The sequence below is a fragment of the Streptomyces sp. NPDC085900 genome, assembly GCF_044540925.1.
Classification (GTDB): Bacteria; Actinomycetota; Actinomycetes; order Streptomycetales; family Streptomycetaceae; genus Streptomyces; species Streptomyces gilvifuscus.
Genome location: NZ_JBITSP010000002.1, coordinates 661,210 through 681,376, shown reverse-complemented (window position 1 = coordinate 681,376; position 20,167 = coordinate 661,210). Strand labels below are relative to the sequence as shown.

Below are 20,167 nucleotides of genomic sequence, written 5' to 3'. Positions count from 1 at the left end.
GGCCCGGCGCCGCGTCTTCTCGTGCTCGCGACGGATCCGGCGACGGTGGCGTCTCACGGCCGGTCAGCCCACCGTGAGGTCCGGGCGGACCAGGGTGCCGGAGCGGCCGTGGACGATCTCGTAGGCCGCGTCCAGGGCCCCGATGGCGGCCAGGCCGCCGGTGCGGGCGACGAAGCGGGCGGCGGCCTCGGCCTTGGGTCCCATGGACCCGGCGGGGAAGCCGCCGCGGCGCAGCTCGATGGGGGTGGCGTCGAGTACGGGCCGCTGGTCCGGGGTGCCGAAGCCGGCGTACACGCACGGGACGTCGGTGAGGATCAGCAGGAAGTCGGCCTTGAGCTCCTGGGCGAGCAGGGCGGCGGCGAGGTCCTTGTCGACGACGGCCTCCACCCCGGTCAGCCCGCCGCAGTCCGGGTCGGCGACGACGGGGACGCCCCCGCCGCCGGCGCAGACGACGAGTGTGTCGGCGGCGAGCAGGTCGTGGATGGTGTCCGTCTCCACGAAGGACTCGGGCGCCGGCGAGGGGACGACCCGGCGCCAGCCCTTGGTGTCCCGGGCCACGCTCCAGCCCCGTTCGCGGGCCAGCGTCTGGGCCCGCGCCCGCGAGTACACCTGGCCGACGAACTTGGTCGGCCGGTCGAAGGCCGGGTCGTCGGCGCGTACGCAGGTGTGGGTGACGAGTGCGGCGATCTTCCGGCCGGGCAGCGCGTCGTGCAGGGCCCGCACCAGCAGGGACCCGATCATGCCCTGGGTCTGGGCGCCCAGCATGTCGAGCGGGTAGGGGGCGGTCAGCGCGGGGTCCGTGGCGCTCTCCAGCGCCAGCAGGCCTATCTGCGGGCCGTTTCCGTGGGTGATCACCAGCTCGTTCTCCTGGGCGAGCGCGGCCAGCGCGGTGGCCACCCGGACGATGTTGGCGGTCTGGACCTGCGCGTCGGGGCGCTCGCCCCGGTGCAGCAGGGCGTTCCCGCCGAGGGCGACGACGATGCGCATGGTTCAGTCCTCCAGGGTGGCGACGAGTACGGCCTTGATGGTGTGCAGCCGGTTCTCGGCCTGGTCGAAGACGATCGAGGCGGGCGAGGAGAAGACCTCGTCGGTGACCTCCAGGCCGTCGAGGCCGTAGGCGTCCAGGAGTTGGCGGCCCAGCCGGGTGCTGTGGTCGTGCAGCGCGGGAAGGCAGTGCATGAACCGCACGTCAGGGTTGCCGGTGGCGGCGAGCGTCCGGGCGGTGACCTGGTAGGGCAGCAGCAGGTCGATGCGCTCGCGCCAGGTGTCGGCGGGTTCGCCCATGGAGACCCAGACGTCGGTGTGCAGGAAGTCGGCTCCGCGTACGGCGGTCTCGACGTCCTCGGTGACCGTGATCCGCGCACCGGTGCGCTCGCCGAACCAGCGGCAGTCGGCGACCAGGCCGCGGTCGGGCCACAGCGCGGCGGGGGCGGCGATCCGCACGTCCATGCCGAGCAGGGAGCCCATCGACAGCAGGGAGTTGGCCATGTTGTTGCCGCCGTCGCCGAGGTAGCAGTAGCTGATGTCGGTGAGCGGCTTCGGGCTGTGCTCGCGCATGGTGAACACGTCGCACAGGCTCTGTGTGGGGTGGGCGGTGTCGGTCAGCCCGTTGTAGACGGGTACGCCGGCGTGACCTGCGAGTTGGGTGACGGTGGACTGCGCGGAGCCGCGGTACTCGATGCCGTCGAACATCCTGCCGAGCACGCGGGCGGTGTCGGCGACGGACTCCTTGCCGCCGAGGTGGGTGTCGCCGGGGCCGAGGCAGGTGGTGGCGGCGCCCTGGTCGGCGGCGGCCACCTCGAAGGCGCACCGGGTGCGGGTGGACCTCTTCTCGAAGATCAGCGCGAGGTGGCGGCCGGTGAGCCGGGGCCGCTCGATGCCGGCGCCCCTGGGATTCTTCAGCTCGGCGGCGAGATCGAGAAGGTGGTGCACCTCGGCCGAGGTGAAGTCGAGTTCGCTCAGGTAGGAGCGGCCTCGCAGGTCGATGTTCATGGAGGTCTCCTTGCCGGTCAGTCGGCCGGTTCGCGTTCGATCGGGCAGCTCATGCAGCGCGGTCCGGGTCCGGGGCGGTGCAGGATCACCTGGCGCGGGCGGCCGGCCTCGGAGTCGACGTGGAACGTGGTCATGGCGTGACTCCCGGGTGTCAGTCGTGGTGGCGCAGGACGTTCCCGTTTTGCCGTCCGCGCTGCCGCGGAATGCGCGGGGCCGGCTTCAGCGGCGCTGTCTCCGGCGCGCGGGACTCTGCGGCGGGCAGGGCCGGGCTCTCGCCGTACCCGCCGCTGTCGCGCTTGAGCCAGAGGTAGACCGGCAGGCCGAGAAGCAGCACGAACAGGCCGTAGTAGACGGTCTGGTAGCCGCTGCCCTGGATCGACCAGTACGAGAAGGCCATGGCCAGTGCGGCGACCGTGGCGTCCCGGATCAGCCGCCCGCGGCCGAGCCCCTCGCGGCCGCGGACGAGCAGCCAGTGGAGCTGGGCGGCCGCGGAGAACAGGTAGGGGATCACGGCGGTCAGCACGCTCAGCAGGACGATCTTGGTGAAGACGTCCTCGAAGCGGGTGTAGCTGAAGACGGTGATCAGCGAGGCGAGCACGGTGGAGGCGACGATGCCGAAGACCGGGACGCCGTTCTCGCCGCGCAGCCGGGCGAACGCGGCCGGGAAGAGCCCGTCGCGGGCCGCCGCGTACGGCATCTCGGCGCACAGCATGGTCCAGCCGTTGAGGGCGCCGATGCCGGAGATGATCGCGGCCGCGGCGACGACGTCACCGGCCCAGGTGCCGCCGAAGATGTTGTTCGCGGCGTCCGTGAAGGGCGCGGTGGAGGCGCCGAGCCGGCTGTGCGGGACGGTGCCGAAGACGGCGAGGGTGCCGAGGATGTAGATGACGGCGCAGACGAGGGTGCCGTAGACGGTGGCGCGCGGCACGTTGCGCCGGGGTTCGCGCACGCGTCCGGCGACGACGGACGCGGCCTCCAGACCGAGGTAGCTGAACAGGGCGATGGCGCCTGCCGCGGAGATCGCGCCGGTCGCGGACCGGCCGGAGGCGTTGAAGGGGCCGAAGTCCGCGGACTCGACGAACAGCAGGCCGACGGTGGCCATGAAGACCAGCGGGACGAACTTCAGCACGGTGGTGATCACCTGGAAGGCGCCCGTGTTCCGTGCGCCGGTGAGGTTCACGGCGGCCGGGATCCACAGCCCGACCAGTGCGATCAGGATCGAGACACCGGTGCGGTGCCCGGTGTTGACGAACACCTCGACGTAGCCGACCCAGGCGACCACGATCGCGGCGTTCCCCGCCCAGGCGGTGATCCAGTACGACCACGCGTTGAGGAATCCGGTGAACTCGCCGAAGGCCTCGCGGGCGTAGACGTACGGCCCGCCGCCGGCCGGGACGCGCCCGGCGAGCGAGCCGAAGGTCAGCGCCAGGGCGAGGGCGCCGAGGGTCACGGCGGCGAACGCGACGAGTGAGATCGGCCCGTACGGCGCCAGGGCGGACGGGAGGGCGAAGACGCCCGTGCCGATGATGCTGCCGATCACGAGCGCGGAGGCGGCGGGCAGGCCGAGTGCCTTCCCGGGGCCCCGGTCCGGTGCCTCGCGTCCTGACGGTGTGGCGGACATGGCAGTGCTCCTTGCGCCGGTCGCTGCGGTGGGGCGGTTCCGGAAACGATCCTTCTGCGCCGCGCCCGGCGAGGTGAGCGGCCGCAGGTCCCCGGACGTGCCCATTGGTCCCTGGGCGGACGGCCGTCAGCCCCTCGGCCCGTCACCGGGGCGGGTGAACCGGCCCGCTCTCCGGGGCGGGAACGGGGCCGGCGGGGCGCTACTGCACATGCCGCTCCCGGTGTCCCCCGTAGTACGCAAAAGCCCCCGGCCCACGGCATCTCGCCGGCGCCGGGGGCTAGGGCTGTGGTCTCACGACCTGCTCCACCGCATCCCTCAGGAGGTACGCCGAATGGCAGACAGACACCGCGCGACCGTACGCGGCGCCGCCGTGGTCGCGCTCGGCACACTCGCGCTCACCGCGATCCAGCCGGCGGCGTCGGCCGGGCCGGCCCGCGGCCCGGCTCCCAGCGCCGCCCAGACGCTCGGCGCCGACAGGCCGTCGCCGCAGGTTCTGCACGCCCTGGAACGCGACCTGCGTCTGACGCCGGACCAGGCGGCCACCCGCCTGGTCAACGAGGCCGAGGCCGGCACCCGGGCGGGTGTCCTGCGCAACACCCTGGGCACGCGTTTCGCCGGTGCCTGGGTCAAGGGTGCGACGGCGGCCGAGCTGACCGTCGCGACCACCGACCGGGCGGACTTCCCCGCGATCCGGGCGCAGGGCGCCACCCCCGTGGCCGCCCGGTGGGCGCTGGCCGACCTGCGGTCGGTCAAGCAGAAGCTGGACCGGGCGGCGGCCAACGTCAAGACCGCCGACACCCCGGTGTGGTACGTGGACGTACGGACGAATCGGGTCGTGGTGGAGGCCAGGAGCCGGAAGGCGGCGACCGCGTTCGTCAAGGCGGCCGGCGCCGAGGCGGGCCGCACGGCCGTGCGTCTGTCGGCGAAGCGGCCGCGCCTGATGGCGGACATCGTCGGCGGGGACGCCTACTACATCGACGCCACGGCACGTTGCTCCGTCGGCTTCTCCGTCACCAAGGGCGAGCAGCAGGGCTTCGCCTCGGCCGGCCACTGCGGCAAGCCGGGGTCCAAGACCACCGGGGCCGACCAGACCACCGCCCAGGGGACCTTCCAGGCCTCCACGTTCCCCGGCAAGGACATGTCCTGGGTGGCCACGAACTCCGGCTGGACGGCCACCCCCTACGTCAGGGGGGAGAACGGCCAGAAGGTGGAGGTGGCCGGTTCGGTGCAGGCCATGGTGGGCGCGTCGGTGTGCCGGTCGGGCTCGACCACCGGCTGGCACTGCGGCACCGTCAAGCAGCAGGACACCAGCGTCAGTTACGCCGAGGGCACGGTCGACGGACTGACGCAGACCGATGTGTGCGCGGAGCCCGGGGACTCGGGCGGCCCCTACATCTCCGGCGCGCAGGCGCAGGGGGTCACCTCGGGCGGCTCCGGTGACTGCACGCGCGGCGGCACCACGTTCTTCCAGCCGGTCAACCCGATCCTCGGGGACTTCGGCCTCACGCTGAAGACGACGGGAGCGGCCTCCACGGCACCCGAGCCGGCCGATGCGCGCGCCTGGCGTGCGGGAAGGGTGTACGAGGTGGGGACGGAGGTGACGGTCGGGACGGTCACCTACCGGTGTCTGCAGTCCCACCAGGCCCAGAGCTCGTGGGCTCCGGACGTCACGCCCGCCCTGTGGCAGCGCGTGTGAGACGGCGCCGGTAGACCGGTCGGGCCCGGGAGCACGGAGGCGCTCCCGGGCCCGACCCTCGCTACAGCTCCGCCAGCAGCCCGTACGCCGTGGACACGAACGGGTCGTTCGCCCTGAACCGCCGGGTGCACACGGCCACGAGGGCCGTCCCGGTGTCCGGCCGGAAACCGAGGAACGCCTGCTGGCCGAGGGTGGCGCCGCTGTGGAAGTACATGCCCCCGCCGGAGACCGGATGTCGGAACCAGGCGACCGTGTGCACGTGCCGGTGCCCCAGGCCGCGTCGCAGTACGGGACGACGGGCCGCCCTGAGCGCGTCCGTCAGGGGCGACTCGCCCGGCCGTAGGTGGGCTTCGAGGAAGGTGAGCAGGTCGTGCGGGGTGGAGCGGAGGGCTCCCGCCGCCTGGAAGCCGCCGGCGTCGAAGGCCGGGACCGGGGTGCGGCCGTCCTTGCCGTGGCCCGTCGCGTCCAGGCCGTCGCCCGTCGGCGCCAGGGCCGTGTTCCCGAGCCCGAGGGGACGCAGCAGTCGCGCGCGGACGAGGTCCTCCCAGGGGGTGTGCGTGGCCGCGGCGAGCGCGTGTCCGAGTACGGCGACCCCGAAATTGGAGTAGTGCCATCGGGTCCCGGGCCGGCGGCGGGAGCGGTACCGCAGGAACGCGTCGACGACGCGCTCGGCGGGGTAGCGGCCGTAGGGGTTGGTGCGCCAGGCGGGCAGGGCACACAGGTGGAAGTCCGCCGGCAGCGCGGGGAGCCCCGCCGTGTGGGTGATGAGGTGCGCGAGGGTCGCGGGTGAGGCGCGCCCGGGCCGTCCCGGGGCCAGGAGGCCGGCCGCGGGTTCGGACCCGGTCACGGCGCCGTGCGCCGTCAGCTCGGTCAACAGGGTCGCGGTGAAGGTCTTGGTGGCCGACCCGATCTCGTAGCGCAGTTCGTCGCGGGGGCCGGCCGGGGGCGGGGCGGTTCCGCCGCAGCGCACCAGGCGCCGTCCCCCGAGGGACAGCGCGAAGACGGCGTCGGGGGCGTCCACCGCCTCGACGGCGCCCGCCAGCCGCAGCGCGAGCGCGTCGTCGTCCGCTCCCCCGGCAGGCGGGGCTGTGCCGTCCTCCGGGCCGTCCGGGGCCGCGCCGGGCCACAGCGGCGCGGGGCCGGTCATGACACCGGGTGCGCCAGCTCGGCCAGGGCGCGGGAGGTGGCCAGGGTGGAGGCGAAGGCGGCGACGAGCGTCGGGTGGTAGACGGCGTCGAACAGTTCGTCGGGGTCGGCGATGTCGGGCATGTCGCGCACCGCGGGCATGGCGCCGTCGTCCCGCTGTGCGCCGGCGAAGCCCGCCCAGCCGCGCTCGTCCAGCGTGGGCCGGGGCAGGCAGGCGTCGACGACGAGGAGTTCGCCCAGCAGGTCCCAGCGGCGCAGGTCCAGCCAGTCGTCGATCCAGACCGGCAGCCAGTCGGCGAGGTAGTCGGCGAGCCGGGGCGGCAGGCCGCCGGGGTTCTCGCCCCAGTCGGTGAGATGGAAGACCGCGTGCGTGACGTCGTAGGCGATGTGCCCCTCGACCGTCCAGGGCTCGGGAGTGCGGGCCAGCCATGTCGCGGCCAGGGCCTCGTGCTCGGGCGGGCGCGGCCGGAGACCGAAGCGGCGCTGGAACGCGGACAGGCCCAGCCGCCGGGTCGGTGTGGTCTCGTAGGCGCACCAGCCGTCCAGGCGGTGGTTGAGTACGGCGGCCCGCTCGATCTCGGGCTGGTGGTAGCCGAGTTCCTTGAAGGGCAGGTAGGTCTCGAAGGGGATCGGGGAGATCGGTTCGGTTCGCTGGCCGCGGACGAGCATGCTGCCGCCGTCCAGCGTCTCGCGCCAGACGTGGTCCAGGAGCCGGCGTGCCAGCTCGGCCTGGCGTGACCCGGCGACGCCTTCGCGGAACAGCACCTTGCAGACCAGGGCGAGCTCGCCGACCGGTTTGAAGCGCTCCAGGAAGCCGATCTCGGGGTCCACGTCGGGTTCCAGCCGGAATCCGTCGCGGTGGGCCCACAGCCATTCGATCGCTCGGACCCCCACGGTGTGCAGCAGACGTGTGTCGGTCATCCGGGCACTCCTTGTCCGCCGGGCGCGAGGCGCGCGTCGCTGTCGGGCCGGCTCGTGCGGCCGGCCGTCAGACCGGCCGCGAAGGCGGCCATCAGGGTGGAGTGGTAGCTGTGCGCGAAACCGGGCCCGTCCGGCAGCGCTTCGAAGGCGCCCTCCTCCGGCAGGGCCCCGGAGGCCTGCTGCGCGTCCGCGATGCGGTTCCAGGCCCCGGCGAGCGCCGCCGCGTCGGGTGGGGCGGGCAGGAGCACGGCCGTGGCCAGCAGTTCGCAGGCGAGGTCCCACATACGGGCCTCCAGGCAGGTTTCCAGCCAGGCCGGCAGCCAGTCCGTGAGGTAGCCGGCCAGGTCCGGGGGCACCCCGGGGCCGCCGCGGCCCCAGTCGGTGAGGTGGAAGACGACATGGGTGACCGCGTAGCCGGACGAGCGTTCGAAGGTCCAGGGCTCTGGCAGTCCGCCGAGCCAGGTGCGTGCCAGCACCCGATCCGGGTCCGCGTGCGGGCGCAGGCCACTGGTCCGCTCTGCCAGCAGGACGCCCAGGGCTCGGGTGGGATCCTGCTCGGTCAGCCGCCAGCCGCGCGTGCGGGCGACGCCGGCCGCGGCCTCCTCGTAGCCCGGGTGCCGCAGCCCCGCCGAGGCGAAGGCGGCGTAGACCTCCAGGGGGTAGGTGGCGAACGGCTCCGCGCGCTGGAGGCGGAGGAGCAGCTCGCCCCTGCCGGTCTCGCGCCAGGCGAAGTCCAGCAGGTCGCGCACGTGGGCGTGGAGCGGGTCGGCGTGGGGTGTGTGCCGGGCGAGGGTGGCGCAGACCTGGGCCAGTTCGCCGAGTGGCTTCCAGGTGCTGTTCACCCGGCCGTCCGGTGCCAGGGCGTCGTCGCCCAGCGCGAACCGGCCGCGCCGCGCCACGACCCAGGCCAGCGCCGCCTCCTGCACCTGTCTGGTCGGGGCCGCCGTCACACGAGCGCTCCGGCGCCGGTCAGCCGCGCGGCACGCACCTGGAGCAGCACCCGGGGGTCGTCGCCGCCCATGAGCTCCACGAAGTCGAGCCCGGCGGCCAGTCCCAGGGTCTCGGGCACGTCCGGCAGCAGAGTCAGCCAGCGTCCCGATCCGGCCGCCTGCAGCCAGTCGCGACGCCGCACCGCCCGCACGAAGCCACGGGCGACGTCGAGCGTCCTGGCACGGGCCGCCCGGGCCGGTGCGCAGTCCTGCCCGGGCAGCGCGAGCGGCGCGAGTACGGCGAGCTGGTGGGTCAGGAACGGCCAGGGCGCGCCGTCGAGCCAGGCCGCGTCGGGTTCCGGCGGGGGTCGGTCGTCGGCGGCACCGGAGGGGTCGGCGAGCCGGAGCGCGCGTCGCAGGGCCCAGTGGCTCCACCGGACGGTGGGCGGGGACTCCGGTCGCGGCGGGAAGGCCTCCAGGGTCCGTGCGGCGAGGTCGAGCCGGTCCGCGGTGGGCGGGATGCCGCACAGGACGCCCGGCAGCATGAGGTCGGCGCCCAGCACGCGGGCCGCCGCCAGCTCGAGGTCGCCGGGCGGCCCGCCGTCCGCGGCGGTGCCGTCCGGCGCGTGGCCCCCGCCACCAAGGGCGGAGGCCACACTCGAAGCCATGTCCAGCACCGCGTCCTGCAAGAGGGCGGAAGTACCTGACTGCTTCATCGGTTTGCTCCCGTCGATGCCCTCAGCCCTTCTTGGGGCGCGGCGTCGGAGGCGACAGCAGAAGCGTCGTCGTGCCGGACGACAGCGCCAGAGCGGCGCATTCCCTGCTGTCCCGGTAGACACCGTCGGGCTCGGCGGGGTCGAGGACGGCCTCGATGTCGACGTCGTGGACGCGGATTTCGTCGAGGATCTTCTCTGCGGAAGTCATTGCACCATCTCCGTGTGTTCGAGCTTTGGTGTTGACTCTCCACCTAGTGTCCGAATCAGCCCGGATAATGCTGGAAATCGCTAAATTTCATAACTTACTTGTTCAATTTCCACGAGACATGGTTACTGTTGCGTGCGGAAGTTGACGACAGAACATCCGGCGGGCGAAAACGCCGCGCACGTGACCATCGCCGCCAGAACGTCGATACTTCCCAGTGTGAGCTGCCGGGACTGCGGCTCAGCGGACACGTTTCCCGGAGGTAGTCATGAAGATGCTCATCAACGTCGCTGAGACCGTGGTGGCGGACGCGCTGCGGGGCATGGCGGCCGCGCACCCCGAGCTGGCGGTGGACGTGGAGAACCGGGTGATCGTACGGCGGGACGCCCCCGTCGCCGGCAAGGTCGCCCTGGTCTCCGGCGGCGGCTCCGGGCACGAGCCGCTGCACGGCGGATTCGTGGGCCCCGGGATGCTCTCGGCAGCCTGCCCGGGCGAGGTGTTCACCTCGCCGGTGCCCGACCAGATGGTGCGCGCCGCCGCGGCCGTGGACAGCGGGGCCGGCGTGCTGTTCATCGTGAAGAACTACACCGGCGACGTGCTCAACTTCGACATGGCCGCCGAGCTCGCCGAGGACGAGGGCATCCAGGTCGCCAAGGTCCTGGTCAACGACGACGTGGCGGTCACCGACAGCCTCTACACGGCCGGGCGGCGCGGCGTGGGCGGCACCCTGTTCGTGCAGAAGATCGCGGGCGCGGCCGCGGACGAGGGACAGCCGCTGGAGCGGGTGGAGGCCATCGCCCGTCAGGTCAACGAGAACTCCCGCAGCTTCGGCGTGGCCCTGAGCGCGTGCACCACGCCGGCCAAGGGCAGCCCCACGTTCGATCTGCCCGTCGGGGAGCTGGAGTTGGGCATCGGCATCCACGGCGAGCCGGGCCGGGAGCGGCGGCCGATGATGACCTCCGGCGAGATCGCGGACTTCGCGGTGAACGCCGTACTGGAGGACATGCCGCCGCGCAACCCGGTGCTCGTCCTCGTCAACGGCATGGGCGCGACACCGCTGTTGGAGCTGTACGGCTTCAACGCCGAGGTGCAGCGGGTCCTTTCGGAGCGCGGTGTCGCCGTCGCCCGCACGCTGGTCGGCAACTACGTCACCTCGCTGGACATGGCGGGGGCGTCGGTCTCCATCTGCCAGGTCGACGAGGAGCTGCTGCGGCTGTGGGACGCGCCGGTGAAGACGCCGGGGCTGCGCTGGGGCATGTGAGACGCCGGGAATTCGGGCCGTACCTACCACGCAAGGAGATCCAGTGCTCGACGCCGATTTCTTCCGCCGTTGGATGACGGCCACCGCCACGTCCGTGGAGCGTGAGGCGGAACGGCTCACCGCCCTCGACTCCCCCATCGGGGACGCCGATCACGGCAGCAATCTGCAGCGCGGCTTCCGGGCGGTGACCGCGACCCTGGAGAAGGAGGCGCCGGACACGCCCGGCGCGGTCCTCACGCTCGCCGGACGCCAGTTGATCTCCACCGTCGGCGGCGCGTCGGGCCCCCTGTACGGCACGCTGCTACGCCGCACCGGCAAGGCCCTCGGGGACACCGCCGAGGTGGGCGAGGAGCAGCTGGCCGAGGCGCTGCGGGCCGGGGTGGACGCCGTCATGGCGCTGGGCGGCGCCGCGCCGGGCGACAAGACCATGATCGACGCGCTGGTGCCGGCGGTGGACGCCCTCGGCGACGGTTTCGCCGCGGCCCGGGCCGCCGCCGAGCAGGGCGCGCTGGCGACGATCCCGCTGCAGGCGCGCAAGGGCCGGGCCAGCTACCTGGGCGAGCGCAGCATCGGCCACCAGGATCCGGGCGCGACCTCGTCGGCGCTGCTGATCGCGGGACTGGCGGAGGCGAACGGTGAGTGACGACAAGACCGTCGGGATCGTACTGGTCTCGCACAGCGCCGAAGTCGCCTCTTCGGTGGCCGAGTTGGCCAAGGGCCTGGCGGGCGGCGGCACCTCGGTGCACGTCGCCCCGGCGGGCGGCACCGAGGGCGGGGGGCTCGGCACCAGTGCCGAGCTGATCGCCGCGGCGGCCGCGTCCGTGGACCGGGGCGCGGGGGTCGCCGTCCTCACCGACCTCGGCAGCGCGGTGCTCACCGTGAAGGCGCTGCTCGCCGAGGGCGACGAACTCCCCGACAACACGCGCCTGGTGGACGCCCCCTTCGTGGAGGGAGCGGTGGCCGCGGTGGTCACGGCGGCCACCGGCGCGGACCTCGCGGCGGTGGAGGCGGCGGCCGCGGATGCGTACACCTACCGGAAGGTCTGACAACCCGGGCCGGGGAAGGTCTGTCCGTCGACGGACGGCTGGTCGGCCGTCCGAGGAGCCCTCGGGGCCCGCTCGGCCGGCCGGCGCACCCCTCACGTCTCATCCACCCCGCACGAACAGCCGTGCCAGGCGTTGTCCCGCGGCGACCGCGGCGGCGTGGTCCTCGATGGGCTTGACCTGCGAGTCCTTGAAGACGATGTAGGTGACCCCGGAGGACGTGCCGCCGCGTCGCGGGTCGGGGGTGATACCGAGCCCCCGCGCGGTGGCGTAGGAGGCCTCGCCGATGATGCCGCGCGGGCCGATGTCGCCGACCACCGCGTACTGCACCCGGCCCCGGTAGACGACCGCCGCGACCGAGCCGCCGCGCACGCCGTGGTCGCGGTGGTTCCAGATCCGGCTGACGGCGGGCACGACGATGTACGGCAGGCGTTCGGCGCTCAGGTGGCGGCCGTCGGACTGCTGGTAGGCGGTGAGGGAGGAGAACAGCGGGTCGGTGCGGAGGTTGCAGCGCGGGCCGGCCCGCCCGTCGCAGTCGATGTCCAGGTCGGCCTTCCAGAAGACGGCGTCCCGGGTGCCGCAGACCGGAATGGTGGCGGGGGCGCCCTCGTCGCTGCGGTAGCGGCCGCGGGAGACCGGGGTGCAGCCGCGCACCTTGGCGAGCAGGTCGGCGGCGCTGACGTCGCCCTCCCGCCAGGCCACCGGCTGCGCCGCGAAGCGGGCCTGGACTGCGGGCGACGTCGTGGGGGCGAGCAGGGCGGCACAGGCCGCGGCCAGCGTCAGCGACTGGACACGCACGATGGGGGGAGCCTCTCCTGGGGGACACTGACGAACACTCAGTCAATCTGACCCCGGTGCGTCCCCGCGGCCACCGCAAGGGGGCCGGACGGTGCACGACCCGAACGGCGGGCAGGGGCCGGGGACCTGAGCCGGCGTCGGCTCAGGTCCCCCGGCCGCCCGTTCCCCGGCGCGGGATCAGCGACGACAGCGGCCCGCGCCACGGCATGAACTCCCGAGCCCTCGAGGAGAGTTCGGCCGTCAGGAGCTTCAGCATACGTAACCTCCGCGGGCGGTCACCAACGCCCCGGGTCTGCGCCACGGCTCTTGCCGCGCGTACGCACCTGCCCTCATATTGGTCCGTACCATTGCCGCCGTATCCGTCCGGAGGGCCGAGCCGTGCGTCTCGCCGCCGTTCCGCTGCGCCGATCCCTCGCCCTCTGCGGCGTTCTGGCCTGTGCCGCGGCGTGCGGCTCAGGGGGCACCGACGACGACGGCCGGCTGCCGGCGGCACCCGCGGGCGTCACCGCGGCGGCGGGCAGCGCCGCGAGCGTGCACGTGATGTGGGACGCGGTGTCCTCGACTCCCCGCGTCCGGCGCTACGAGGTGTACCGCGGCGCCACGAAGGTCGCCCAGGTGCCGGCCTCCGAGCACATGGTGGACGTCACCCGCCTCCGACCCGCCACCGGTTACGTCTTCACCGTGCGGGCGCGCGACAGCGAGGGCCGGCTCGGCCCGCCCAGCCGCCCGGTGCGTGCGACGACCCCGGCGGCCGTGGCCGCGGACGACACGGCGCCCACCCGCCCGGGACCGGCCCGCGGCCGGGTGATCGGCAGCCGCGAGGTCCAGCTGTCCTGGTCCGCGTCCCGGGACGACACGGCCGTACTGTCGTACGACGTCTACCAGGGCGACTCGAAGATCCACAGTGTGGGCGGGAACCAGACGGCGACCGTGCTCACTGGCCTGCGGCCGGGCACCCGCTACGCCTTCTCCGTCCGCGCCCGCGACGCCGCCGACAACGTCTCCCCGCCCGGCGGCACCGTCCGCCTGACCACCCCCGGCACCGACGACGGACGCGGCACCGCGCCCACCGCCTTCCGCGCGAGCTGCCACCGTGCCGACGGGGCGTACTACCTCGACCTCTCCTGGACCGTGCCGCGCACGGACGGCGTGGTCGCGGAGTACCAGATCCGGCTGGACGGACAGCCGGCCACCTCCCTGGTCTACGGCGGCGACGCCCCGCGCGACCGGGCGCGCTACAGCTTCTACGTCGGCCGGGACACCGGTGTCACCCACCGCGCACGGGTCCGGGCCAGGCTGCCCGACGGCACCTGGGGCGGCTTCTCGGCGGAGCGGTCGGTGACGACGCGGTAGAGGGCGCTCGCGCTCCGGACGGGGGAATCCGTCACCTGCCCGGCCGCACTCCGCATGCGCGCCGGGACGCCGCCGCGTTGGCTGACCCCGAGGCAGCACGGGCGATTCCCGACCCCCGGCGGCGCAAGGGATGTACCGCCGACCGTGCCGCCGGAGGGCAGTCGACATGCGCAACTCTCAGCCTCTGATCCGGACCGGCCTGGCCGTGGCAGCCGCCGCCGCGCTGCCCGTCGCCCTGGCCGCCGCCACGCCCGCCGCCGCGGTGGGCTCGGGGATCTCGGTGAGCACCAGCGGGTCCACCGTGTCGGTGACGACCACGGTGTGCAACCAGACCGCGAGCAACGGCATGTGGGGCACCGCCTCACTGCTCAACAGCAGCCAGGCGAACTTCTCCCAGGGCCGGCAGGTGGCGCTGTCGGGGACGACCAGCATCCAGACGGCCGCCTGGCAGGGCGTCAGCCCCGGCACCTACACCGTGATCGTGATGTGCGCGTTCAACAACAGCACCGCGGGCACGCAGTCCGTCATCGTCTCGGCGGCCTCCGCGTCCCCCACCATCTCGGCCACCTCCTCGCCGTCGCCGTCGCTGGGCGTGATGGGCGGTTTCGGCGGCGCGGTGCGGGACTACGGACCGGTGACGCTGGGCGTGGGCAGCGCCCTGGTGGGGACGGGTGTCATCGCCACGGCCTGGTACCTGCGCCGCCGCACCAAGCCCCACCGGCTCTGAGGCTCACGCGCCCTCGCCGCCGGGCAGTTCGGCGAACTCCTCCAGCGCGTGGGCGAGCCACTGCGTCCAGAAGGTCTCCAGGTCGATGCCCGCCCGCAGCACGAGGTGCCGCAGCCGGTCCTGCGCGCTGTCCCTGCCGGGCGGGAAGTCGCGCTTCTCGATCTCCTCGTACTCCGCCAACTGCCGCTGGTGGAGGGCGAGATGCCGGCGCAGGTCGGCCTCGATGCCCTCCGTGCCGACGACGGCCGCCGCGCGCATCCGCAGCAGCAGGGTGTCGCGGTGGGGCCTGGGGTCCTGGGCGGCGGCGGTCCACCGCTGGAGTTCGGCGCGGCCCGCGGGCAGGACCTCGTAGCTCTTCTTCTGCCCGCGGGCCGGCTGCTCGGTGGGCAGCGCCCGGATGTGTCCCTCGGCCTCCAGCCGTCCCAGTTCCCGGTAGATCTGCTGGTGCGTCGCCGACCAGAAGTAGCCGATCGACCTGTCGAACCGGCGGGTCAGCTCCAGCCCCGAGGACGGCTTCTCGAGCAGGGCGGTGAGGATCGCGTGCGGGAGGGACATACAGTCATCCTAGGGACGGCCCCTAGAGGGCGGCCGCGACCTCGGTGCCCTGCTTGATGGCGCGCTTGGCGTCCAGTTCCGCGGCCACGTCCGCCCCGCCGATCAGGTGCGCGCTGCGGCCCGCGGCGACCAGCTCCTCGTACAGGTCGCGGCGCGGCTCCTGGCCGGTGCACAGCACGATGGTGTCGACGGGCAGGACGGTGGACTCCTCACCGACGGTGACGTGCAGTCCGGCGTCGTCGATGCGGTCGTAGCGCACGCCGGGGACCATGGTGACGCCGCGGTGCTTGAGCTCGGTGCGGTGGATCCAGCCGGTGGTCTTGCCGAGGCCGGCGCCGACCTTCGACGTCTTGCGCTGGAGCAGGTGCACGGTGCGCGGCGGGGCGGGACGCTCGGGGGCGGCGAGTCCGCCCGGCGCCCGGTAGTCCATGTCGACGCCCCACTGGCGGAAGTACGTCTGCGGGTCCTCGCTCGCCTTGTCCCCGCCGTCGGTGAGGAACTCGGCGACGTCGAAGCCGATGCCGCCCGCGCCGAGGATGGCGACGCGGTCGCCGACGGGGACGCGCTCGCGCAGGACATCGAGGTAGCCCACGACGCTCGGGTGGTCGACGCCCGGGATGTCGGGGGTGCGCGGGGTGACGCCGGTGGCGACGACGACCTCGTCGTAGTCGGCCAGGTCGGCTGCGGCGACGCGGGTGTCGAGGCGTACGTCCACGCCGTGTGCGTCGAGCTGGTGGCGGAAGTAGCGCAGGGTCTCGTCGAACTCCTGCTTGCCGGGGACCTTTCGGGCGACGTTCAGCTGGCCGCCGACCTCGCTCGCGGCGTCGAACAGCACGACGTCGTGGCCGCGTTCGGCGGCGGTCACGGCGCAGGCGAGTCCGGCCGGTCCGGCGCCGACGACGGCGACGCGCTTGCGCAACCGGGTGGGCGACAGCACCAGTTCGGTCTCGTGGCAGGCGCGCGGGTTGACCAGGCAGGAGGTGATCTTCCCGCTGAAGGTGTGGTCGAGGCAGGCCTGGTTGCAGCCGATGCAGGTGTTGATGGCCTCCGGTGTTCCGGCGGCGGCCTTGTTGACGAAGTCGGGGTCGGCGAGCATCGGCCGGGCCACGGAGACCATGTCCGCGTACCCCTCGGCGAGCAACTCCTCGGCCAGTTCCGGGGTGTTGATGCGGTTGGTGGTGACGAGCGGGATCGACACCTCACCCATCAGCCGCTTGGTGACCCAGGTGTAGGCGCCACGCGGCACGGAGGTGGCGATGGTGGGGATGCGGGCCTCGTGCCAGCCGATGCCGGTGTTGATGATCGTCGCGCCGGCGGCCTCGACGGCCCTGGCCAGCGTGATGACCTCGTCCAGGGTGGAGCCGCCGGGGACCAGGTCCAGCATGGACAGCCGGTAGACGATGATGAAGTCCTCGCCGACGGCCTCGCGCACCCGGCGCACGATCTCGACCGGGAAGCGCATGCGGTTGTCGTACGAGCCGCCCCAGCGGTCGGTGCGGTGGTTGGTCTGGGCGGCGATGAACTCGTTGATGAGGTAGCCCTCGGAGCCCATGATCTCGACACCGTCGTAGCCGGCCCGCTTCGCGAGGCGGGCCGCACGGGCGTAGTCGTCGATGGTCTGCTCGACCTCGGCGTCGGTCAGCTCGCGGGGCGGGAAGGGACTGATCGGCGCCTGGAGGGGGCTCGGGGCGACCAGGTCCTGGTGGTAGGCGTACCGGCCGAAGTGCAGGATCTGCATCGCGATCCGGCCGCCGGCACGGTGGACGGCCTCGGTGATCACCGTGTGCTGCTCGGCCTCGGCGTCGGTGGTGAGCTTCGCGCCGCCCTCGTAGGGCCGGCCGGCGTCGTTGGGCGCGATGCCGCCGGTGACGATGAGGCCCACTCCCCCGCGGGCCCGGGCGGCGTAGAACTCCGCCATGCGCTCGAAGCCGCGCTCTGCCTCCTCCAGGCCGACGTGCATGGAGCCCATGAGGACGCGGTTGGGCAGCGTGGTGAAGCCCAGGTCGAGCGGGTTCAGCAGGTGCGGGTAACGGCTCATCGGGCCCCTCCGTGCGCGGTGTCGTGTCTGTAGTTGTAGAGGACCGTCGAGGCTTTGTGCAACTAGTTGCACAACCATGGGGGCGTGACTCCTGCCACCGTCGGGCACAGTCACCGCATGACCGCGGAGACCGTCGAGCTGGCCCAGGAACTGATCCGCCGCCCGAGCCGGGGCGGGATCGACGACCACGGTCCCGTCCTCGCCGTCCTCGACGACTGGCTGGGCGAGCGGGAGCTGCCGCGACGGCGGCTGCGGGACGACTCCGGGCGGACCGTCGCCCTGCTCGTGGAGATCGCCGGCGGCCGTCCCGGGCCCTGGTGGACGCTGGACGCCTGCGTCGACACCGCCCCTTACGGCGACGAGAGCGCCTGGTCGTTCCCCCCGGACGCCGGGGACGTGGTGGACGGGTGGCTGCGGGGGCGGGGCGCGGCCGACTCCAAACTGGCGGCGGCGCTGTTCTGTCGCATCGCCGCCGAGGTGCGCGAGCGGGCCGGCGCACTGCGCGGCGGACTCGCCGTGCTGCTGGACGCCGACGAGCACACAGGTCGCTTCGGCGGCGCCCGCGCGTATCTGGCGGATCCCGCGGCGGTGCGCCCGGCCGGGGTGATGATCGGCTACCCGGGGCCGGACGAGGTCGTGGTCGGAGGGCGGGGACTGTGGCGGGCCACGCTCGCGGTGCACGCGAAGACCGGCCACTCGGGAGCGAGGCGTACGGCGCCGGGTGCCGTGTCCCGTGCGGCACTGCTCGTACGGCTGCTGGAGGAGGCCGAACTACCGGACACGGAAGGGGAGTTCCCGTTGCCGCCTCGGCTGACGGTCACCTTCTGCCACGGCGGGGAGGGCTTCTCGGTGGTTCCCGGGCGGTGCGAGGTGGGCGTCGACATCCGCACCACGCCGGGCTTTGGCGCCCAGGACGCGGAGGCCGTCGCCGCGCCGCGGTCGCCGAGCTGGACGCGCGGATGCCCGGACCCGTGCCGACCGGGATCACGCCGGTGGCGTCCTGGCCGCCGTACCGGCTGGCCGAGGACCGCCAGCCCGCCGCCGCGCTGCTGGCGGCCGCCGCCCGCGAGGGGCTCGCCGTGCGGGCGAAGACCGCCGGGCCATCGAACATCGGCAACCTGCTGGCGGCCGAGGGCATCCCGGCCACCGCGGGCTTCGGCGTGCACCACGAGGGACTGCACGGCGTGGACGAGCGGGCCCGCCTGTCGGACCTCCCCGCGGTCCACGCCACGTACCGCCGTGCGGTCCTCGACCTGCTGACCTGATCACGCGCCCAAGGGGCGCGGGGAACGGCGCGACCGGCCACAACGAAGCCGCAGACCGCCGACCACCTCACCCCGCACACGGAACCCGGCATCCCGCACCCGTCAGCGGCCAGCAATCAATCACGCGCCCAAGGGGCGCGGGGAACGGCGCGACCAGCCACGACGAAGCCGCAGACCGCCGACCACCTCACCCCGCACACGAAACCCGGCACCCCGCACCCGTCAGCGGCCAGCAATCAATCACGCGCCCAAGGGGCGCGGGGAACGGCGCGACCAGCCACAACGAAGCCGCAGACCGCCGACCAACTCACCCGGCACACGGAACCCGGCACCCCGCATCCGCACCCGCACCCGCACCCGCACCCGTCAGCGAAGCGATCAGCGACTCTCCAGGATCACGTGCATCTCGCGCTCCTGGTCGCCCGAGGCGGACGAGAGGTCGCGCACGGTGAACAAGGGATCCAGCGTGGTGCGCAGCCGCTCGATCGCCCAGTAGCCGCCCTGGGCGTCGACCTCGACCGAGGCGGCCAGGCGGGCGGGGGGCGGGCAGGAGTGGGCGTCGGTGACCTCGAAGGTGCCGAGCCACACCATCGGCCGGGTCTCGTGCAACTGCTGGGGCACCTCGCCGGCGCCGCGGTCGGACTCGAAACACGCACACAGCGCGTCGAACACGATCCGGGCGTCCTCCTTGCTGCAACCACTGACCTCGAGGGAGACGGGCTCCTCGTGCGTTCGTTCGCGGTCCATGTCCTGATCGCTCCTCTCGTGGAGGTGACGCGGCACGGCGGGTTCCCCGCGAACCGCGCCACATCCCCAGAAAAGCACCACTACGGTCAGGGGACCAGCGAAGGCTCAGCTCTTGGTGAACCGGTAGGTCTTGCTGTCCGTCAGCACGCAGAAGCCCGGCGAGACGACGACGACGCGCAGGGTGCCGTCGCGGCGGTCGTAGTCGATGCCCTCCGCCTCGAACGTGCCCGAGCAGGAGCTGCGCAACGGCAGCTGCCGCAGGGCCGTGACATGCCCGGTGACGTCGGACGTGCCGTTCGGCGCGGCGGACAGGTCGACCTGCAGCAGCGGCTTGGTGATGCCGAACAGCGTGCCGGCGGGGTCGTCGGAGGAGCACAGCAGCCGCGTGGCGGTGACGAAGTCGCAGCCCTGCACGTCGCGGACGGCGTGGTCGAGGTTGACGGTGGAGACCTGCGGGAGGTTCGCCGACGGCGAGGTGGCCGCGTTGACGCCGGGGGTCGGGAAGACGAGGAAGCGGCTCATGGTGCCGTACTCGCCGGACAGCATCCACTGCCCGTCGGGCGAGATCGCCACCCAGGAGTTGTTCAGGGCCTCGCCGGAGCCCAACGTGTGCGTGTACTCGGACCAGGCGCCGCCGGGCGCCTGCACCCGGAACATCTTCGTGGTGCCCGAGTCGGCCTGGTACGGCTCGATGTAGTAGCCGGTGGAGGAGGCGTCGGGGTCGCCGACGTGGTTCCAGCCGCGGCTGGAGACGGAGACGGGGATGGTGCCGATGCCGGTGTAGCGGTTGGGGCTGCCGGCCGGGACCTCCACCGAGGTCAGGCCCTGGCTCTCGGTCAGCGGGTCGGCGCGGTCGGAGCCCACCTCGGTCCAGGTGTCGGCGGCCGAGGCGGGCGGCGAGGCCGACAGGACGGCGGCGGTGGCGAGTGCGAGGGCGGTCAGGACCGCGTGACAACGTTGCCGGGCACGCAGAGGCATGCGGGGGCTCCTCCATGGGGGGGCGGGGTGTGCTCGGCGGCCAGTCTGGCCCGGACGCACAGTCATGTACAGACCAAATCGGCGTCGAGGCTCCCCGGTCCGGTGACAGCGCGTCCCCGGTAGTGTCGTCACCGCTACGGCGACGCCACAGTCGTGTCGAGGGATGGTGGAGGTGG

At 73.3% G+C, this 20,167-nt stretch carries 20 protein-coding genes; 7 read left to right on the top strand and 13 right to left on the bottom strand.

Features of this window, described 5'->3' with window-relative positions; translation table 11 throughout:
- Nucleotides 1–63 precede the first annotated feature (63 nt).
- The 3 genes from ACIGDI_RS07825 to ACIGDI_RS07815 form a co-directional block, all read right to left on the bottom strand.
- Entirely contained in the window at nt 64–987 is a 924-nt protein-coding gene (locus ACIGDI_RS07825) for a carbamate kinase (RefSeq protein WP_399892085.1), read from the bottom strand.
- A gap of 3 nt (nt 988–990) precedes the next feature.
- Entirely contained in the window at nt 991–1,992 is a 1,002-nt protein-coding gene (argF, locus tag ACIGDI_RS07820) for an ornithine carbamoyltransferase (protein ID WP_399892082.1), read from the bottom strand.
- 151 nt (nt 1,993–2,143) lie between these two features.
- Entirely contained in the window at nt 2,144–3,532 is a 1,389-nt protein-coding gene (locus ACIGDI_RS07815; protein ID WP_399892985.1) for an APC family permease, read from the bottom strand.
- Nucleotides 3,533–3,944: 412 nt separating this feature from the next.
- On the opposite strand from ACIGDI_RS07815, the gene ACIGDI_RS07810 reads away from it, so the two are divergent.
- Nucleotides 3,945–5,309: an alpha-lytic protease prodomain-containing protein gene (locus ACIGDI_RS07810; RefSeq protein WP_399892079.1), complete on the top strand. Its 1,365-nt coding sequence runs from the start codon at nt 3,945–3,947 to the stop codon at nt 5,307–5,309.
- Between the two features lie 61 nt (nt 5,310–5,370).
- On the opposite strand, the gene ACIGDI_RS07805 is transcribed toward ACIGDI_RS07810, so the two are convergent.
- The 5 genes from ACIGDI_RS07805 to ACIGDI_RS07785 are packed head-to-tail and all read right to left on the bottom strand — an operon-like array spanning nt 5,371 to nt 9,229.
- Nucleotides 5,371–6,456, bottom strand: coding sequence for a serine hydrolase domain-containing protein (locus ACIGDI_RS07805; RefSeq protein WP_399892076.1), 1,086 nt, complete (start codon nt 6,454–6,456; stop codon nt 5,371–5,373).
- Entirely contained in the window at nt 6,453–7,376 is a 924-nt protein-coding gene (locus ACIGDI_RS07800; RefSeq protein ID WP_399892073.1) for a DUF6895 family protein, read from the bottom strand. Before ACIGDI_RS07800 ends, ACIGDI_RS07805 begins: the two co-directional genes overlap by 4 nt.
- On the bottom strand, nt 7,373–8,326 hold the full coding sequence (locus tag ACIGDI_RS07795) for a DUF6895 family protein (RefSeq protein ID WP_399892070.1): 954 nt from the start codon (nt 8,324–8,326) through the stop codon (nt 7,373–7,375). Before ACIGDI_RS07795 ends, ACIGDI_RS07800 begins: the two co-directional genes overlap by 4 nt.
- A complete protein-coding gene (locus tag ACIGDI_RS07790; protein ID WP_399892067.1) occupies nt 8,323–9,021 on the bottom strand; it encodes a hypothetical protein in 699 nt (232 codons plus the stop codon). The genes ACIGDI_RS07795 and ACIGDI_RS07790 overlap by 4 nt, the downstream gene beginning before the upstream one ends.
- A gap of 22 nt (nt 9,022–9,043) precedes the next feature.
- Entirely contained in the window at nt 9,044–9,229 is a 186-nt protein-coding gene (locus tag ACIGDI_RS07785) for a hypothetical protein (protein ID WP_399892064.1), read from the bottom strand.
- Between the two features lie 265 nt (nt 9,230–9,494).
- Between ACIGDI_RS07785 and dhaK the strand changes: the two genes are divergently transcribed.
- From dhaK to dhaM, 3 genes are read left to right on the top strand one after another with little or no spacing between them, the layout of a single operon-like run.
- Complete coding sequence (gene dhaK / locus ACIGDI_RS07780; RefSeq protein WP_399892061.1) at nt 9,495–10,487, top strand: dihydroxyacetone kinase subunit DhaK; 993 nt, start codon at nt 9,495–9,497, stop codon at nt 10,485–10,487.
- Between the two features lie 43 nt (nt 10,488–10,530).
- Nucleotides 10,531–11,130: a dihydroxyacetone kinase subunit DhaL gene (dhaL, locus tag ACIGDI_RS07775; RefSeq protein WP_399892058.1), complete on the top strand. Its 600-nt coding sequence runs from the start codon at nt 10,531–10,533 to the stop codon at nt 11,128–11,130.
- Entirely contained in the window at nt 11,123–11,533 is a 411-nt protein-coding gene (dhaM, locus tag ACIGDI_RS07770; RefSeq protein ID WP_200702099.1) for a dihydroxyacetone kinase phosphoryl donor subunit DhaM, read from the top strand. Before dhaL ends, dhaM begins: the two co-directional genes overlap by 8 nt.
- Before the next feature lie 99 nt (nt 11,534–11,632).
- Here dhaM and ACIGDI_RS07765 read toward each other — a convergent pair whose 3' ends face one another.
- On the bottom strand, nt 11,633–12,328 hold the full coding sequence (locus ACIGDI_RS07765; RefSeq protein ID WP_399892054.1) for a glycoside hydrolase family 75 protein: 696 nt from the start codon (nt 12,326–12,328) through the stop codon (nt 11,633–11,635).
- 378 nt (nt 12,329–12,706) lie between these two features.
- Here ACIGDI_RS07765 and ACIGDI_RS07760 point away from each other — a divergent pair, with 378 nt between their 5' ends.
- Nucleotides 12,707–13,681, top strand: coding sequence for a fibronectin type III domain-containing protein (locus ACIGDI_RS07760; RefSeq protein WP_399892051.1), 975 nt, complete (start codon nt 12,707–12,709; stop codon nt 13,679–13,681).
- 166 nt (nt 13,682–13,847) lie between these two features.
- Entirely contained in the window at nt 13,848–14,408 is a 561-nt protein-coding gene (locus tag ACIGDI_RS07755) for a hypothetical protein (RefSeq protein WP_399892048.1), read from the top strand.
- Nucleotides 14,409–14,411: 3 nt separating this feature from the next.
- Here ACIGDI_RS07755 and ACIGDI_RS07750 read toward each other — a convergent pair whose 3' ends face one another.
- Both ACIGDI_RS07750 and ACIGDI_RS07745 read right to left on the bottom strand, forming a co-directional pair.
- A complete protein-coding gene (locus ACIGDI_RS07750) occupies nt 14,412–14,963 on the bottom strand; it encodes a PadR family transcriptional regulator (protein ID WP_399892045.1) in 552 nt (183 codons plus the stop codon).
- A gap of 22 nt (nt 14,964–14,985) precedes the next feature.
- Nucleotides 14,986–17,001 (bottom strand): FAD-dependent oxidoreductase, encoded by a 2,016-nt coding sequence (locus ACIGDI_RS07745; protein WP_399892042.1) that lies wholly within the window; start codon nt 16,999–17,001, stop codon nt 14,986–14,988.
- Nucleotides 17,002–17,118: 117 nt separating this feature from the next.
- Between ACIGDI_RS07745 and ACIGDI_RS07740 the strand changes: the two genes are divergently transcribed.
- Nucleotides 17,119–18,261, top strand: a complete 1,143-nt coding sequence (locus tag ACIGDI_RS07740; RefSeq protein WP_399892039.1) for a M20/M25/M40 family metallo-hydrolase — start codon at nt 17,119–17,121, stop codon at nt 18,259–18,261.
- Between the two features lie 383 nt (nt 18,262–18,644).
- Here ACIGDI_RS07740 and ACIGDI_RS07735 read toward each other — a convergent pair whose 3' ends face one another.
- Together ACIGDI_RS07735 and ACIGDI_RS07730 are read right to left on the bottom strand one after the other, a co-directional pair.
- Entirely contained in the window at nt 18,645–19,013 is a 369-nt protein-coding gene (locus ACIGDI_RS07735) for a hypothetical protein (protein ID WP_399892036.1), read from the bottom strand.
- A 105-nt stretch (nt 19,014–19,118) separates the two neighbouring features.
- Complete coding sequence (locus ACIGDI_RS07730) at nt 19,119–19,991, bottom strand: hypothetical protein (RefSeq protein WP_399892033.1); 873 nt, start codon at nt 19,989–19,991, stop codon at nt 19,119–19,121.
- Nucleotides 19,992–20,167 lie beyond the last annotated feature (176 nt).

What these genes read in the sequence shown, in the direction of transcription:
- ACIGDI_RS07730 (WP_399892033.1), bottom strand. Translation starts at nt 19,991, where the DNA reads ATGCCTCTGCGTGCCCGGCAACGTTGTCACGCGGTCCTGACCGCCCTC.
- ACIGDI_RS07740 (WP_399892039.1), top strand. Translation starts at nt 17,119, where the DNA reads ATGACCGCGGAGACCGTCGAGCTGGCCCAGGAACTGATCCGCCGCCCG.
- ACIGDI_RS07825 (WP_399892085.1), bottom strand. Translation starts at nt 987, where the DNA reads ATGCGCATCGTCGTCGCCCTCGGCGGGAACGCCCTGCTGCACCGGGGC.
- ACIGDI_RS07805 (WP_399892076.1), bottom strand. Translation starts at nt 6,456, where the DNA reads ATGACCGGCCCCGCGCCGCTGTGGCCCGGCGCGGCCCCGGACGGCCCG.
- ACIGDI_RS07785 (WP_399892064.1), bottom strand. Translation starts at nt 9,229, where the DNA reads ATGACTTCCGCAGAGAAGATCCTCGACGAAATCCGCGTCCACGACGTC.
- ACIGDI_RS07755 (WP_399892048.1), top strand. Translation starts at nt 13,848, where the DNA reads ATGCGCAACTCTCAGCCTCTGATCCGGACCGGCCTGGCCGTGGCAGCC.
- ACIGDI_RS07790 (WP_399892067.1), bottom strand. Translation starts at nt 9,021, where the DNA reads ATGAAGCAGTCAGGTACTTCCGCCCTCTTGCAGGACGCGGTGCTGGAC.
- ACIGDI_RS07800 (WP_399892073.1), bottom strand. Translation starts at nt 7,376, where the DNA reads ATGACCGACACACGTCTGCTGCACACCGTGGGGGTCCGAGCGATCGAA.
- ACIGDI_RS07750 (WP_399892045.1), bottom strand. Translation starts at nt 14,963, where the DNA reads ATGTCCCTCCCGCACGCGATCCTCACCGCCCTGCTCGAGAAGCCGTCC.
- ACIGDI_RS07810 (WP_399892079.1), top strand. Translation starts at nt 3,945, where the DNA reads ATGGCAGACAGACACCGCGCGACCGTACGCGGCGCCGCCGTGGTCGCG.
- ACIGDI_RS07735 (WP_399892036.1), bottom strand. Translation starts at nt 19,013, where the DNA reads ATGGACCGCGAACGAACGCACGAGGAGCCCGTCTCCCTCGAGGTCAGT.
- argF (WP_399892082.1), bottom strand. Translation starts at nt 1,992, where the DNA reads ATGAACATCGACCTGCGAGGCCGCTCCTACCTGAGCGAACTCGACTTC.
- dhaK (WP_399892061.1), top strand. Translation starts at nt 9,495, where the DNA reads ATGAAGATGCTCATCAACGTCGCTGAGACCGTGGTGGCGGACGCGCTG.
- ACIGDI_RS07745 (WP_399892042.1), bottom strand. Translation starts at nt 17,001, where the DNA reads ATGAGCCGTTACCCGCACCTGCTGAACCCGCTCGACCTGGGCTTCACC.